At 72.4% G+C, this 11,825-nt stretch carries 10 protein-coding genes; 2 read left to right on the forward strand and 8 right to left on the reverse strand.

Annotated features, from left to right (window positions below):
* Positions 1 to 25: 25 nt before the first annotated feature.
* The 5 genes from GB932_RS01915 to GB932_RS01935 form a co-directional block, all read right to left on the reverse strand.
* Entirely contained in the window at positions 26 to 280 is a 255-nt protein-coding gene (locus GB932_RS01915) for a hypothetical protein (RefSeq protein WP_156759034.1), read from the reverse strand.
* Between the two features lie 230 nt (positions 281 to 510).
* Entirely contained in the window at positions 511 to 1,344 is an 834-nt protein-coding gene (locus GB932_RS01920; RefSeq protein WP_156759035.1) for an energy-coupling factor transporter transmembrane component T family protein, read from the reverse strand.
* Positions 1,341 to 3,098, reverse strand: coding sequence for an ABC transporter ATP-binding protein (locus GB932_RS01925; protein WP_156759036.1), 1,758 nt, complete (start codon positions 3,096 to 3,098; stop codon positions 1,341 to 1,343). The genes GB932_RS01920 and GB932_RS01925 overlap by 4 nt, the downstream gene beginning before the upstream one ends.
* A complete protein-coding gene (locus tag GB932_RS01930) occupies positions 3,098 to 3,991 on the reverse strand; it encodes a DUF8171 family membrane protein (RefSeq protein ID WP_156759037.1) in 894 nt (297 codons plus the stop codon). Before GB932_RS01930 ends, GB932_RS01925 begins: the two co-directional genes overlap by 1 nt.
* Before the next feature lie 15 nt (positions 3,992 to 4,006).
* A complete protein-coding gene (locus GB932_RS01935) occupies positions 4,007 to 5,695 on the reverse strand; it encodes an HAD family hydrolase (RefSeq protein ID WP_197517249.1) in 1,689 nt (562 codons plus the stop codon).
* A gap of 121 nt (positions 5,696 to 5,816) precedes the next feature.
* On the opposite strand from GB932_RS01935, the gene GB932_RS01940 reads away from it, so the two are divergent.
* Positions 5,817 to 6,785, forward strand: coding sequence for a LacI family DNA-binding transcriptional regulator (locus GB932_RS01940; protein ID WP_156759039.1), 969 nt, complete (start codon positions 5,817 to 5,819; stop codon positions 6,783 to 6,785).
* Positions 6,786 to 6,953: 168 nt separating this feature from the next.
* Here GB932_RS01940 and GB932_RS01945 read toward each other — a convergent pair whose 3' ends face one another.
* Positions 6,954 to 8,405 carry a glycoside hydrolase family 43 protein gene (locus GB932_RS01945; protein WP_156759040.1) on the reverse strand — a complete coding sequence of 484 codons (1,452 nt, stop codon included), beginning with the start codon at positions 8,403 to 8,405 and terminating at the stop codon, positions 6,954 to 6,956.
* A 264-nt stretch (positions 8,406 to 8,669) separates the two neighbouring features.
* Here GB932_RS01945 and GB932_RS01950 point away from each other — a divergent pair, with 264 nt between their 5' ends.
* Positions 8,670 to 10,541, forward strand: a complete 1,872-nt coding sequence (locus tag GB932_RS01950; RefSeq protein WP_156759041.1) for an ATP-binding cassette domain-containing protein — start codon at positions 8,670 to 8,672, stop codon at positions 10,539 to 10,541.
* A 73-nt stretch (positions 10,542 to 10,614) separates the two neighbouring features.
* Here GB932_RS01950 and GB932_RS01955 read toward each other — a convergent pair whose 3' ends face one another.
* A complete protein-coding gene (locus GB932_RS01955) occupies positions 10,615 to 11,223 on the reverse strand; it encodes a CueP family metal-binding protein (protein WP_156759042.1) in 609 nt (202 codons plus the stop codon).
* Between the two features lie 92 nt (positions 11,224 to 11,315).
* The gene (locus GB932_RS01960) at positions 11,316 to 11,792 is read right to left on the reverse strand and encodes a hypothetical protein (protein WP_156759043.1); all 477 of its coding nucleotides are present in this window, start codon (positions 11,790 to 11,792) and stop codon (positions 11,316 to 11,318) included.
* Positions 11,793 to 11,825 lie beyond the last annotated feature (33 nt).

The raw sequence follows: 11,825 nt of genomic DNA on the forward strand, positions 1-11,825 counted from the left end.
GCATGCCCTCACGGCAGGCGCAGGGTCAGCCCAGGCGGCCCGGCGCATCGGGGTCCTCGTCTTCGCCAGGCCCTCCGCCCGCGCCAGGCCCCGCGCCCTCGCCGCCGCCGGACCCCTCGGACGATCCGAACGCGAAGGCGAACGCGACCATGAGACCGGCTCCGATCGCGAGGAACGCCCAGTTGTCGAGCGCCACCGACAGCGCGACGCCGCCGCCCATGCCGACCGCCACGCCGAGGCCCCAATTGGGCTGGCGGGATCCCTTCTCCTCGTCGCTCATGCCGCCACGGTAAGCCGCCGCGTCACGACGCGCCTCCCCCGCGCGACGGATCCTGGCAGTGGATGCGCTCACGCGTTGCGGCGCCTGAGCGGCTCATACCGCCCGCATACCCGCGCCGAGAGAAGGCGATGTCGCCGAGAATCGCGTCCCTGGCCGGAAGCGGCCTTCTCTCGGTGATATCGCCTCATCTCGGAACATCGCGACCTCGGGGCGCCGCGGGCGGCCCCGCCTCACATCCGGTGCACGGGCCACTGGCTCCCGGCGAGATAGCTCGCGACGATGAGGCCCGCGGTCGCTGCGACGACGCCGAGGTCGAGCCAGCCGAAGCGCAGGCCGCCGATGCGGATCCGCCGCCCGCGGCCGTCGATCGTGGCGAAGGTGAAGCCGCGCGCCTCGAGCGCCTCGACGGTCGTGCGCACCGACTTCGCGGTGTTGAGGAAGATCGGGTAGAACGCCTTCACGACGAGCGTCCCCCAGTGGACGAGGTGGCGCCAGCCGAACAGCCCGGGTTTCGCCGGGCCCGCCTGCCGCAGGCGGTACCCCTCCATGACGGTCGAGAACTCCTCGACGAGGATCGGCATCATGCGGTACCCATACGACACGGCGAACGCGAGCGTCGGCGGGCAGCGCAGCGCGAGCAGCGCATCGGAGAGCTTCTCGGGATCCAGCGACACGAACGCCGCGAGGCTCGCGAGCGACACCACACCGATCTTCGCCGTGACCTCCGTCAGAGCGACGAAGGTCGAGAAGTCGCCCCCGAACACCGTCGCGGCGAGCACGAGGTACACGAGCTCGAATCCGAGCCCGATGACGAACAGGCCCAGCACGAGCGGACCGACCCGCGCGAAGGCGACCGACAGGGTGCCGACGAGGAAGAGGCACCCGATCGTCGTGAGGTTGTGCGTGAACCACGGCGCGAGCGCGAGCGTCACGTACCAGGCGAGCACGGCGCGCGGATCCATCGCGGCGAAGAGCCCGCCGCGGGTCGAATACGCGGTTCGGATGAGCTCGAGCTTGACCCACTCGACGCTCAGCACATCGCGCTGCTTTCGGGCGACGCTCATGCGGCCGCCTCCGTGCGTGCGCGCGCGGCCGCGAACTCGTCGACCGTGAGGGGCGGCGGATCCATGCCGAGCGCACGGCCGAGCTGCGTGACCTGCGGCGGCACGAGGCGCGCCGCCTCCAGCATCTCGTCCGCCGCGAACAGCTCGCGCGGTGTCGTGTCGGCGAGCACGCGGCCGGCCTCGAGCGCGATGACGCGCGTGGCCCATTCGGCGACGAGGTGCATGTCGTGGGTCGCGATGACGGTGCAGGCGATCTCGCCGTCCAGGTCGGCGAGCATGTCGATCACGTCGTCGCGGCTCGCGACGTCGAGGCTCGCCGTCGGCTCGTCGAGCAGCAGCAGGCCGGGCCGCATCGCGAGCCCGATCGCGAGGGTCGCGCGCCGCTGCTGACCGCCCGAGAGGGTGCGGCCGTCGCGGCCCGCGAACTCGGTGAGCCGCACGCGCTCGAGGATCCGGTCGACGACCTCCTCGGCGACGGGATCCCGCCGGCTCTCCGGGAACAGGGCGACATCCTCGCGCACGCTGGCCTTGAGGAACATGCGCTCGGGGTGCTGATACAGGTACGCCGCGCGCTCGGCGAGGCGGCCCGCGCGCTTGCTCCGCGTGTTCGCTCCCTCGAGCTCGATGTCGCCCGAGCGCGGCACGTGGATCCCGGCGAGCAGCCGCATGAGCGTCGTCTTGCCGGATCCGTTGCCGCCGATGAGGGCGACGCGGTCGCCCGCGCGCAGGGACAGGTCGAGGTCGTCGATGACGGGCTCGATCTCACCCGAGACGCTGCGGAATCCGTGGCTCACGGCGCGTGCCTGCGCGACGATCGGCCGGAGGTCGGCGGCCGCGGCGCCGGATGCCAGCTCGTCCACCTCGCCGATGGATGCGTGTGCCGCGCCATCGGACCAGGCGTCCGCCTCGCCGGAGTACGCCCGCGATGCGTCCGCGGCGCGCACGAGCGCCGCGGCGTCGGCGACCGAGCGGGGCGTTCCCGCGATGTCGATCCGCCGCAGCGCATCGACGACCTGCGGGGCGGGGATCCCGTGCTCGGCGAGTTCGCCCGCGCGAGCGAGGGCCTCGCCCGCATGGAGGTGCCAGACGGGCGCCCCGTCGCTCATCAGGACGACGGAGCGGGCGTACTGCGCGATGAACTCCGCGTGGTGTTCGATCGTGATCACGGTGATGCCGCGCTCTCGATTCAGCTGGGTGAGCCGCTCGTACACGTCGTGCGCGGCCGCAGGGTCGAGCTCGGCGACCGGCTCGTCGACGACGATGACCTCGGGCCGCAGCGCGAGCACCGACGCGAGCGCGACCCGGTGCGCCTGCCCTCCCGACAGCTGCCACACGAAGCGGTCGGCGAGATCGGCGATGCCGACCGCCTCGAGCGCGTCCTGCGTCCGCTCGGCGTGGTCGTCGAAGCCGAAGTTGATCGGCCCGAAGGCGACCTCGTCGCGGACGGTCGGGCGCACGAGCTGGTTCGGGAAATCCTGGTACACGTACCCGACCGACCACGACAGGCGCGCGACCGAGGAATCCCACGTGTCCGAGCCCGCGACGCGCACGGATCCGGCGAACTCGCCCGACCAGTAGTGGGGAACGAGCCCGTTGAACGTCTTGCACAGCGTCGTCTTGCCGGATCCGTTGCCGCCGACGACGGCCACGAAGTCGCCGCGCTCGATCGTGAGGTTCACGTTGCGGAGGGTGTCGCGATCCGCCCCGGGGTACCGGAAGCTGAGGTCGCGGACCTCGATGATCGGATCCGTCATCAGCGGTCTCGCTTCCTCTTGCGCCAGACGGCGAACAGGATGCTCGCGAGGGCGAGCACGACCACGATCGCGCCGACGCCGATCCAGAGGAACTGGTCGCCGAACTGCTCCCGGTACTCGCCCTCGACGGCGCCGATCGACACGTCCCACGCCTCGAGGAAGGCGAAGAAGAAGGATCCGATCGCCGCGAGGATCGCGACGGCGACGAACCAGCCGGCCTTCGGCACGGATCCGGGGATCTTCCTGCCGGGCTCGCGCGGCTGCAGGCCCAGCATCGGCTCGATCTTCCGGTACAGCGCGGGCACGAGCCACAGGGCGGGGATCGCGCCGAAGAGGATGCCCGACATCAGCAGGTCGACGACGAAGCCGATTCCCTCGAGCAGCAGCACAGACTCCGGGAGGCCCTGCACGAACTCCGCGTCCTCGACGCCGACCCACACCTTGCCGAGGTCGACGGCGGCCGAGAGGAACTTGTCGATCCCCACGACGAGGAGCGAGCCGAGGACGATCTGCACGCGGTTGAGCGGGTTGCGGATGACGGATCCGGCGATGTAGATCGCGAGGAACATCTGGATGAAGCCCTCCACCTCGGCGAGGCCGGAGAAGTCGCCCATGAGCAGGTCGGTGAACACGATCTCGCCGAGGGGCGCACCGAGCGCGACCCAGAACGGGCTCACGAGGGCCGCGAGCGTGAGCGGCACGAACACGAAGTAGCTGACGGAGAAGTCGACGGGCCCGATCGTGATGTCGGGGATGATCTCGAGGATGATGTTCGACAGCCCGAAGAGGGCCATCGACAGCACGAAGACCATGAGGTTCTGGGGCGTGGACGCGGACGGCGAGCCGCCGCCGCGGAGCTCGCCGCGGCGCTCGTCGATCTGGGGGAGGGTCATGAGGGATCCTTCGGGTCAGAGAGCGGGAACTGCGGGAAGGGGTCGGACGAGGGCGACGAGGTCGCCCGGCTCGTCGACGACGCGCGTCGCGAGGCCGGAGGAGACGGCCGCCTCGAGCTCGGCGTCCGCGGTGGATCCGCCGCGCACGAGGACGCGTTCGGCGACGCCCGCGCGGCGGGCCGCGGCGGCATCGTTCTGCGGCTTGTCGCCGAGGAAGACGGTCAGCGCAGGGTCGGCGCCGGCGATGCGCAGCGCCTCGTCGATGAGCGCGGCGTCGGGCTTGCGCACGCCCGCCTCGTCGGAGCAGACGCTCGCGGCGATGAGGTGGGCGATGCCGTGCTCGGCGCACGCGGCGCGCACAGCGAGGCCGCTGACGGTGTTCGACACGACGACGACGGGGACGGCCTCGTCGCGGCATGCCTCGAGCAGCTCGCGTACCCCCTCGCGCAGCACGCGGCGCGACTTCGCGCGGCCGTAGCGGGCCATGAGGTCGTGCGCCTCGGCGGCGAGGACGGCGCGTCGGCGGGCGCCGAGCGCGGATCCGAACCAGTCGCGCCAGAATTCGACGGGATCCGCTTCGGCGAGCGGCTCGTCCCGCTCGGCGTGCCGGAGGACGACGGCGCGTTTGAATGCGCGGTGCGCGTCGCGTGCGCGCTCGATGAGCACGGCGACCTCATCGGCGTCGAGGGTCGGCTCGGCCGAGTCTGCGCGCGGCGGGGCGAGCAGGCGGGCGAGCCAGGCGCAGAACGCGCGCAGGAGTTCGGGATCCGGGGTCGACGACGAGATGACGCCCCCGTGGTCGATGAGCAGAGCCCGCCCTCCCCCCTGCACGACGACGCCAATTCCGTCGCTCGGGGCCGGATCTGCGGCGTGTCGTGGGTCTGAATGCAGTTCTGGCGTCGTTGTGTCCGGGGCGTCCGCGGCGCGCAGGGCCTCGACGAGGCCCTCGGGCGTGTCGAAGACGGCGTCGGCGCGGTCGGCGACGGCGAAGGGCGGGTCGTCGGTGTGGTGACTGCGGGTGAGGATCACGGCGCCGACGCCCGCGCGACGGCCCGCCACGACGTCGCGGTCCTGCGTGTCGCCGACGTACCAGCACCGATCGGGCGTCGTGCCGCACGCCTCGGCGGCGAGCGCGATGATGCCGGGGTGCGGCTTGCGCAGGCCGACCTCGTCGGAGTAGCACTGCACGACGAAGCGCTCGTCGAGGCCGTGCCGGGCGAGCACCTGCCGGTGGCTGCGGCCCGAGTGCGCGTTCGAGACGATCCCGACGGGGATGCCGCGCGCGTCGGCGAGGTCGAGCAGCTCGGGGATGCCCGGTCGCACGACGTGCCGGGAGAGCGTCGTCGTGACCTCGACGAGCACATCGCTCGCCTCGGCGACGAGGAGCGACCGCGCGGCGTCCGGCAGATCGGCGGCGAGGAACTCGCCCACGATCTCGCGCGGCGCGAGCTCGGCGGGCTCGGGGCGGCGGCTCTGCGCGTGCTTCCAGTGCTTGAGCGCCGTCAGCCCGGAGGAGACGGAGCGCTCGAGGGCGTCGACGGGCAGATCGAGCCCGATGCGGCGGATCCGCGCGGCGAATCGCTCGGCGAGGACCCGCTTGCCCGCCGGATCCTTCTCGGTCTCGAAGATCACGCCGCCGAAGTCGAGCAGGAGCGCTTCTGGAACGTTCCGGATGGCGGCAGCGGATGTCAGATGGTCAGTCACGGCGTCGACGCTATGGGGGCTCGGTGGCCGCCACGAGACGCGAAGGTGAACATATCCGGAACGTTCCAGGCGCGCCGACCGGATCCCGCCCTCTCCCCCGCGCGCGGGGGAGACTGGAGCCATGACCCGCACCGCGCGCCGACCGACGATCGTGGACGTCGCGCGCGCCGCCGGGGTCTCGAAGTCGCTCGTCTCGGCCGCGCTGCGCGGCGAGGCGGGCGTCGGCGCCGACAGCCGCGAGCGGATCCTCGCGGCCGCCGATGAGCTCGGCTACCGCACCAACGGCTGGGCGCAGCGGCTCGTGAGCGGGCGCAGCGACCTCGTGGGCGTGCTGCTGACCGACCTGCGCAACGCCTACCAGACCGACATCGTCAACGGCATCGAGGATGCGGCGCGCGACGCGGGCTTCGACGTCATCCTCAGCCACGGACGGCGCGACCGCGGCCTGCTCCGCGCGCGCCTGCAGGGGCTGATCGACCTCGGCGTCGACGCCGTGATCGCCGTGACGGGGCACCTCGACGCCGACGACCTGGAGGCCGCGGCGGCGCAGCTGCCCATCGTGGTCGTCGGGCGCCCCTCATCCGTGCCCGATGCGGCGGGCTGGATCCGCAACGACGACGAGGAGGGGGCGCGCCTCGCCCTCGCGCATCTGCACGAGCGCGGACACGAGCGGATCGCGTTCCTGCACGGATCCTCCCGGCCCGCCACCCGCGCGCGCCGCGACACCTACCGCTCGCTCGTCGCGGATCCGCGGGAGTTCGACGCGGACGCCTCCGGGATCGCGCATCTCCTCGACGCCGTCGCGGCCGGCGACGTGAGCGCGGTGTTCGCGGCGAACGACCGCCTCGCCGCGCAGATCGTCGCGGACGCGAGCGACCGCGGGCTGCGCGTGCCCGGCGATCTCGCCGTCGTGGGCTACGACAACACCGAGCTCGCCGACCTCGTGCGGCCGGGGCTCACGACCATCGACCAGCCGCGCCCGGCCATGGGCGGGGAGGCGACGACCCTGGCTCTCGCGATGCTGCGCGGCGGCGCGCCCGCCCGGACGGTCGCGGTGCCGCGGCTCGTCATCCGGGGATCCTCGGGCTGAGGGGCGCTGCGGATCCGAGCGCAACGGCGCCGGTCGTGCGGCCAGGGTCCCGGCGCAAGGCAGAATCACCGAGATTCGCACCTCCGCGCGGAATCGTCCTTCTGTCGGCGATCTCGCCTCATCTCGCGCCCGTGCGGACCTCGAGGGCGCGCACGGTTCGCGATGTGATCAGGCGTGTGGCCGGAACGCCACCTCCGCGACGCGCGCCGCGGATCCGAGGGCCTCGACGCCGATCATGCGCCCCGTGAAGCCGCCGGCGACCTCCGTCGAGACGTAGCGGCCGTCGACCGCGGCGATCGAGGTGAAGGCGCCCCCGAGGTCCCAGCCGATCTCGATCGTGTCGGGGCCTACGCCGCCCGCGTGGAACCCGTCGGCCGTGCGGGCGCGCAGCGCGGGGCGGGCGCCGTCCGGCAGCTCGGACTCGGCGAGGATCGCGTCGAAGGGATCCGAGACGGCGCGGGCGCGGATCCGGCCTCCCACGACCTCGGCGCCGTACCAATGGGCTCCGTCGATGCGCACCGACAGGCACGTGTCGCCGTCGGCCATCTCCGCCGCCGCGTCCCACTCTCGAGCCGTGACGCGGGCGCACAGCACGTGCGTCTGCTCGGGCGACGCGGCGTCGCGCCCCGCGGCGAGCGCGAGGGATCCGTCGGCCCGCGCGAACGTCTCCGGCGCGACCGAGGGCGAGACCCACCGCGGATCCAGGCCGTCGAAGCGGTCGGCGAACCCGGCCGGATCCGCGGGTTGCGCGAACCGTTCCTCGACGACGACCGGCCAGTCGCCCACCCAGTCGACGCCCGCGAGGAAGGTCTCGCGCCCGTTGACATGGAAGGCAGGGAAGGAGCCGTTCTGGCGGATGCCGAGGAAGACGACCGCCCAGGATCCGTCGGCGCACTCGACGAGGTCGGCGTGGCCCGTCGCCTGCACGGGATGGCCCGTGCTGCGGTGGGAGAAGATCGGGTTGTGCGGGTGCTGCTCGAACGGGCCGCGCGGATCGCGGGAACGCGCGACCGACACCCCGTGGCCCGTGTGGGTGCCGCCCTCGGCGACGACGAGATACCACCACGCGCCGCGGCGGATCACGTGCGGGCCCTCCGTGTCGGCGAGGTCTCCGCCCGCCCAGAGCGTGCGCGGCTCGCCGAACCGCTCGCCCGTGGCGGGGTCGATCTCGATCTGCATGATCCCGGGAGGCGACATGCTGCGCCAGGTGAGCAGGCAACGGCCGTCGTCGTCCCACGCGAGGTCGGGGTCGATCCCGACCGTGTCGGGCACGCGGACGGGCGTCGACCAGGGGCCCGCCGGATCACTCGCGTGAGTGATCAGCTGCCCCTCCCCGATGCGGCCGATCGTCGTGGTCGTCAGCCAGAAGACGCCGTCGTGATACCGCAGCGTCGGGGCGAACAGGCCCGCGCTCGCGCCCGCGGCGCCCTCGGGCGCGGCGACCTCGGTCGGGTCCGTCACGGCGTGCCCCACGAGCTCCCACGTGAGCAGGTCGCGCGAGGAGTGGATCGGAATCCCCGGCACGTACTCGAACGTCGAGTTCGCGACGAAGAACTCGTCGCCGACGCGGCAGATCGACGGATCCGGGAAGAAGCCGGGGAGGATCGGTTCGTTGCCCATGGCGACAAATCTAGGGCACGAGACGCGTGTATCATCGGCGTGTCTGTGTCCCCGACGAACGGAACGAACCGGTGAGGACCCTCGCGGCCGCGTAACCCGCGCTGACCGACCTCCCTTTCGAGGCATCGCCAGCGCCCTTCTCGCGCTGATCTGCGATGCTCCCGCTTCGTTCCTCCCCTCACGAGGGGCGGGCCCACCGCAACGGTCCCTTCTGCGGACCCGCCTGCCGATCGGCGCATCCCTGCACTGACCCTGGGAGGCACCATGCCCGCACTGACACTCGACCATCTTTCGTATTCCTGGCCCGACGGATCCGTCGCGCTCGACGACGTCACCGGCGCGTTCGGCACGGGCCGGACGGGCCTCGTCGGACGCAACGGATCCGGCAAGTCCACCCTCCTCCGGCTCGCCGCCGGCGAACTCGTCCCCACCGCGGGGCGGATCAGCGTCGATGGCTCGCCGCCCGCGCCAGGCGACGAGCGCCTCGCCTACCTGCCGCAGAGGCTCACGCTCGACGTCTCGATGGGGGTCGCTGGTCTCCTCGGCGTCGACGGCCCGCTCGACGCCGTGCGCGCGATCGCGAACGGCGACGTGGATCCCGCGCGCTTCGACGAGGTCGCCGACTGGGGCCACGCCGGCGCGAGGATCGACCCGTCGCGAAGCGGCGGGTGGAGAGACGGTGGGGGCTGGGACGTCGAGGCGCGCGCCCACGCCGCGCTCGCGGAGGCCGGGCTCGCGCCCGCGACGCTCGACGCCCGCGTCGGCGAGCTGTCCGGCGGCGAGGCGATGCTCGCCGCCCTCACGGGGATCCGTCTGCGCCGCGCCGACGTCACCCTGCTCGATGAGCCGACGAACAACCTCGACCGCGACGCACGGCACCGCGTGCACGACATGATCAGGGCGTGGCGCGGCGCGCTGATCGTCGTCTCGCACGACCTCGACCTGCTCGAACTCATGGACGACACCGTCGAGCTGCGGGGCCACGCCCTCTCGGCGTTCGGCGGGCCGTACTCGCAGTGGCGCGCGCACGTCGACGCCGAGCAGGTCGCCGCACGCCAGGCCGCGGTCGACGCGAAGAAGGCGCTGCAGCGCGAGAAGCGGCAGAGGATCGAGGCCGAGACGAAGATCGCCCGGCGCGCGAAGGCCGGGCGGAAGGCGGCGGAGTCGATGCCGAAGATCCTCGCGAACGCGCTGAGGAAGTCCGCCGAGGAGACGGCGGGCAGGCAGCGCGTCGAGGCACGCGAGAAGGAGGACGAGGCGCGCGCCGCGCTCGACGCAGCGGGCCACCGCATCCGCGACGACGATGCGGTCGTGTTCGATCTGCCCGATCCGTCCGTTGCGGCGGGACGGCGGATCCTCACGCTCGGCGACGGCGAGAGGGAGTGGATCGTGCAGGGGCCGGAGCGTGTGGCGCTCGTCGGGCTGAACGGCTCCGGGAAGACGACGCTGCTGCGGGGGCTGCTCGACGATGGGCTGCCTCGGAGCGGGCCGCTTCAACACAACGCAGTCGATCCGGGCGACAGCGACGCGCACGGGCCCGATTCGCCCGATCTGCCGCCGAATCGACTGCGTCGTGTTGACGGGGACGTCGTGCATGAAGATACGAATGCGGCCGATCCTGCAGAGGATCGACGTCGTCCTGCATCTGGCGAGCTGCACACCGACCGGGTCGCGTACCTGCCGCAGCGGATCGACGGCCTCGACGAGTCGGCGTCGGCGATCGACGAGGTGCGGCGGGCGGCGCCCGGCGTTCCCGACCGCGAGCTGCGCAACCGGCTCGCGCGGTTCCTGCTGCGCGGCGACGCGGTGCATCGCCCGATCGGATCCCTCTCGGGCGGCGAGCGCTTCCGCGTCGCGATCGCTCGGCTGCTGCTCGCGGATCCGCCGCCGCAGCTGCTCGTGCTCGACGAACCGACGAACAACCTCGACATCGACACGGCCGAACAGCTGCTCGAGGCCCTGCGCGCCTACCGCGGTGCCGTGCTGATCGTGAGCCACGACGACGCATTCCTGCGCCGGCTGGAGCCGAACCTCGTGCTCGGGCTCGAGAATGGCCGCCTCACACAACACGACGCAGTCGATCCGGGCGCGGAACGGCATGACCCGGCCGGATCGGGACGTTCGGGCGCGGATTGACTGCATTGTGTTGAGGGGCGTTGTGTTGAGGGGCACCGTGTCCCGGGCCGGCCGAACCCGGGACACGGCGGCGTCAGCTCAGCTGCAGGCCGGTGATGCAGGTGGGGTCGTCGTCGCCGGTCGTCGCGATCTCGACCCTGCCGGCGTCACCGCCCTGCTCGATCGTGAGGGTGCCCTCGATGCCGCGCGGGACCCACAGCCCGACGAACCCGTTGTCGTAGGTGACGCGCGTCTCGTCGACGAGCACCTCCCCCTCGTCGGTCTCGAGGGTCACCTGCACCTCGGAGTCGCCGAGCTCACCGAGGCACGTCGTGAGGCTGTGGAAGTAGCACTCGTGTGTGTGCTCACGGAAGGGGGCGATCGCGAGGTACGTCTCGTCTTCCGGCATAGCGACGCGGGCCTCGGCGCCGCTGTCGTCGGAGATGATGATCTCGTCGGGCTGGATCGACGCGATGAGCGCTTCGGGGCGCTCCGCGACGGGCATCTCGTCCAGCCGCGTGATGATCTGCGATGCGTCCAGGCCGTCGAGCTCCCACGTCTGGAGCAGCTCGCTCCCGGCGCCGCTCTCGATGCTCGGCTCGTCGGCGCGCGGCGCCTCGTCGGGTGCCGCGCAGCTCGCGAGGAGCAGCGCAGGTGTCAGGGTCAAGGTCAGTGCGGCCGTGGCCGCGATGCGGTTGTTCATGTGTCTCTCCGTGGTCGTGTGTCACGTGGATGGCGCGCCGGGGTGAGCGGCGCGCGGGATCGGATCCGGGCGGGAGCCCGGGCGATCCGGAATCACGTGCGCATGACGCAGAGGGCGTGGCGTGCCGGGGCGCGGAACGGCGCCGTCCGATGTGCCGCCCACGCGAGAATCGACGCGGACGGCGATGCCGCGCGCCCCAGGAAGGGTCGCCGCGGCGCGCGCAGAAGCAGCGCGATGAGGAGCACGAAGACGCAGGCGAGTGCCATCCCGGCCTCATCTCCGCCGCAGCTCGCGCACATGTCCGCGACGCGCATCGGGGCGTCCGGCGCAACGGATGCAACCGGCGATGCGGACACCACTCCCTCATCGAGAGCCCCGACGAGGTGCGCGCCGCCGTGTTCGGCCACCGCCGCATGCGCCCCGGAATCACCGCTCGGCATGACGTGCGGCGCGAGCACATGCATCGCGAGCAGCCCCGCGGTCACCGCCGCGATGAGGGCGGCGGGAAGCAGGACCTGGATTCGGGCGTGCGGCCCGGATCCGCGCCGCGTCGCGAACCGGGAACCCATGCGCATCAGACTACTTCGCCGTCCCGGCGCGCT

The sequence above is a fragment of the Microbacterium karelineae genome (assembly GCF_009745985.1).
GTDB classification, from domain to species: domain Bacteria; phylum Actinomycetota; class Actinomycetes; order Actinomycetales; family Microbacteriaceae; genus Microbacterium; species Microbacterium karelineae.

Excerpts from the sequence above, each read along its gene's own strand:
- GB932_RS01915 (WP_156759034.1), bottom strand. The coding sequence starts at position 280 with ATGAGCGACGAGGAGAAGGGATCCCGCCAGCCCAATTGGGGCCTCGGC.
- GB932_RS01920 (WP_156759035.1), bottom strand. The coding sequence starts at position 1,344 with ATGAGCGTCGCCCGAAAGCAGCGCGATGTGCTGAGCGTCGAGTGGGTC.
- GB932_RS01925 (WP_156759036.1), bottom strand. The coding sequence starts at position 3,098 with ATGACGGATCCGATCATCGAGGTCCGCGACCTCAGCTTCCGGTACCCC.
- GB932_RS01930 (WP_156759037.1), bottom strand. The coding sequence starts at position 3,991 with ATGACCCTCCCCCAGATCGACGAGCGCCGCGGCGAGCTCCGCGGCGGC.
- GB932_RS01940 (WP_156759039.1), top strand. The coding sequence starts at position 5,817 with ATGACCCGCACCGCGCGCCGACCGACGATCGTGGACGTCGCGCGCGCC.
- GB932_RS01945 (WP_156759040.1), bottom strand. The coding sequence starts at position 8,405 with ATGGGCAACGAACCGATCCTCCCCGGCTTCTTCCCGGATCCGTCGATC.
- GB932_RS01950 (WP_156759041.1), top strand. The coding sequence starts at position 8,670 with ATGCCCGCACTGACACTCGACCATCTTTCGTATTCCTGGCCCGACGGA.
- GB932_RS01955 (WP_156759042.1), bottom strand. The coding sequence starts at position 11,223 with ATGAACAACCGCATCGCGGCCACGGCCGCACTGACCTTGACCCTGACA.
- GB932_RS01960 (WP_156759043.1), bottom strand. The coding sequence starts at position 11,792 with ATGGGTTCCCGGTTCGCGACGCGGCGCGGATCCGGGCCGCACGCCCGA.